The sequence below is a fragment of the Leptolyngbya cf. ectocarpi LEGE 11479 genome (assembly GCF_015207065.1).
Classification (GTDB): Bacteria; Cyanobacteriota; Cyanobacteriia; order Phormidesmidales; family Phormidesmidaceae; genus Leptothoe; species Leptothoe ectocarpi.
In genome coordinates this window covers 1-2,428 of sequence record NZ_JADEXP010000558.1, presented here as the reverse complement: position 1 = coordinate 2,428, position 2,428 = coordinate 1, and the positions used below count along the sequence as shown (strand labels likewise).

The 2,428-nt window shown below is 48.8% G+C and carries 4 protein-coding genes; 3 read left to right on the top strand and 1 reads right to left on the bottom strand.

Features of this window, described 5'->3' with window-relative positions:
• The 3 genes from IQ260_RS29860 to IQ260_RS29850 form a co-directional block, all read left to right on the top strand.
• A partial coding sequence (locus IQ260_RS29860; RefSeq protein ID WP_193996683.1) for a GNAT family N-acetyltransferase occupies positions 1-315 on the top strand: 315 nt, incomplete at its 5' end.
• 21 nt (positions 316-336) lie between these two features.
• A complete protein-coding gene (locus IQ260_RS29855) occupies positions 337-1,038 on the top strand; it encodes a DUF5671 domain-containing protein (protein WP_193996682.1) in 702 nt (233 codons plus the stop codon).
• A gap of 58 nt (positions 1,039-1,096) precedes the next feature.
• The gene (locus tag IQ260_RS29850; protein WP_193996681.1) at positions 1,097-1,513 is read left to right on the top strand and encodes a hypothetical protein; all 417 of its coding nucleotides are present in this window, start codon (positions 1,097-1,099) and stop codon (positions 1,511-1,513) included.
• Here IQ260_RS29850 and IQ260_RS29845 read toward each other — a convergent pair.
• On the bottom strand, positions 1,485-2,042 hold the full coding sequence (locus IQ260_RS29845; RefSeq protein WP_193996680.1) for a PEP-CTERM sorting domain-containing protein: 558 nt from the start codon (positions 2,040-2,042) through the stop codon (positions 1,485-1,487). The genes IQ260_RS29850 and IQ260_RS29845 overlap by 29 nt on opposite strands.
• Between the last annotated feature and the right edge of the window lie 386 nt (positions 2,043-2,428).

The window sequence follows — 2,428 nt, the reverse complement described above, 5'->3', positions numbered from 1 at the left end:
GTGCAGGGGATACCTGCCGGGTACTTTGAGCTGTCGCAACAGCCCGACCAGAGTGCAAAAATCGAATACTTTGGTCTGTTGCCCCAGTTTATTGGCCAGGGTCATGGCGGCTATCTTCTCACACTGGCTCTTAAAACGGCCTGGGAGCTGACATCACAACGAGTTTGGGTCCATACCAATTCCATTGATGGTCCTAATGCGCTCAAAAATTATCAGGCCCGTGGACTGGTGATCTACGATCAGCAACAGGCCACCTTCGATTTACCTAAAAGTTCACCCGGTCCATGGCCCGGTGCCCGCAGACCTCACCCATAGCCCTAGCTGGATAATCCTGATATGGTTCAAGACTCATCTCAAAATCCACCGGAGCCGACATCGGCAAATTCTCTAAATCATCCCCAAAGTCGGTCGGAACTGGTTAATTTTATTGCCGCTGCCCGTAGCCAGGGGGCTTCTGATGAATTTATTAGCCAATTACTCAGCAGTTTTGGCTGGCCCCAGAGAGAAATTGAGCGGGCCTACTTTATTGTTTTCGAAGAGCTGGTGGGGGCGCCGATTCCCTCGCCTCGAGGGGGGCAAGGAGAATCTGCCCGAGATGCCTTTGTGTATTTGCTATCGTTTGTCACCTTGGGCATATGGACCCAGGCCCTAGGTGAAATTGGGTTTATTTTAATCAACCATGTCATCCCCGATCCGCTGAGTCGCTCCTATGGCGACTCAGCGTTTCAGATTGCATTCTGTCTAGCGCGTTTGGTGGTGGCCTATCCGGTCTATCTGTTTTTGATGCATAAGATTACCCAGGATCTGACCACCTATCGAGAAAAAATCTACTCTGGAGTACGCAAATGGCTCACCTATATAGCGCTGTTGGTGATCGCGCTAGTCGGTATTGGTACCCTGATGGCCTTTCTCACCTCTTTTTTGCGGGGTGAGGTAACTCTACGTTTTTTACTTAAGGTACTTGTCATTTTAGTTCTTGACGGTAGTGCTCTAATCTATTACTACCAGTGGATTCAGCGACGTCCAGCTCAGGTTTAGCCCCGGGCCTTGACGTGTAGCCACCCAAACGCCTTGACTGTCCCCGTCCCCGTCAACTATGAATTCTTTAACATTTGACCGAATCTTTGCTGGCTTAGCCACCACCGCTGTCTTGGCGGGTACAGTGGCAGGATTTTGGGTTTTGGGAACCCCAGGTCAACAGCGACTGATTATGGCTGACCAACAACGGTTGGAGGATTTGAGTGCGATCGCAAATACCCTCTATTGGCGCAGCCAGGAGCAAGAGAACTACGTCCTCCCTGAGGCCCTTGCCCCAGATGACCGTCGAGAAGATCCCATCACCCGCGAACCCTATGGATATCGCAAGATTGATGATGGCCGTTACCAACTCTGTGCCAACTTTGCCACCGATAGCGATACCCACAAATTGACCAACCAACAAAACTGGCAGCATCCCCAGGGAGATTACTGTTTTGATCTCGAGCTTATCCAGTCACCCCCGTCTCTTTATTAAGGCGACGGCTTAGCCAGCCGCCCGCTGTTACTAAACCCAGCCATAAAGATGGTTCCGGCACTGACTGCGGCTCTGGATTGGTAGGTTCGGAGGAATCAGAGGACAACGTATAGTTAACGACCCCCCGATAAAGATCGGCACCCACAGCATAGCCAAATTCACGATTGTCGATGGCAAACCCATCCACCGCAATACCATTAATTAGGGGAATATCTGTTGGATTGTTGCCAAAACTAGAAACAATATAGGTCGCTCCAACAAAGTCACCTTCGTGAAAATTGCCCCGTGGGGAATTGGCATCAATATCCCGACTATCATCAGCTTCGGTAAACTCAGTGCCCCCAAAATCAAAGGCAATCACCACCGGCTGGCTAATATCATTCTCCAGGCCATTAGCCGACTCCACCGACGTTACACCGGCATAGCGATCGCCAGCCAACGGTCCTGATGTCACATCGACGATGACATCGTAGTCAACAGTTTCAGCCCTGACGACCGGTGCCAAAGCTGTTAATGCAGCAGTTGTCAAAGCGACAAAATAGAGACGATTTATCATTACAGAAAACGTTCGTTCAACAGAATATGGTTGCTAAGGGATCCGCAGCTAAGTAATGTTCCCAATCAACTCGGTTTCGATTTCGCTCCACATTCCAGCTTCGAGAGTTGAGCGAAGTCGAAACTCGATCTACGGGTCTTTCATTTTCGAGCCAGTCCCTAAATATCTAAATCATCCTTATCTATAAATTTTAAAGGAGAGTCATAACAAAAACGCCAGTACCAATAAGGAAATTCTGTTGGAGCTTAGTTGAACTATCCATCAATTATTCTGGAAATTTGCGGAGTCTTTGGGATAAAGATGGACAGTCCAAATTACGAAAATTACCTGATAGCAAATTATTCAGGTGATACCAGCAC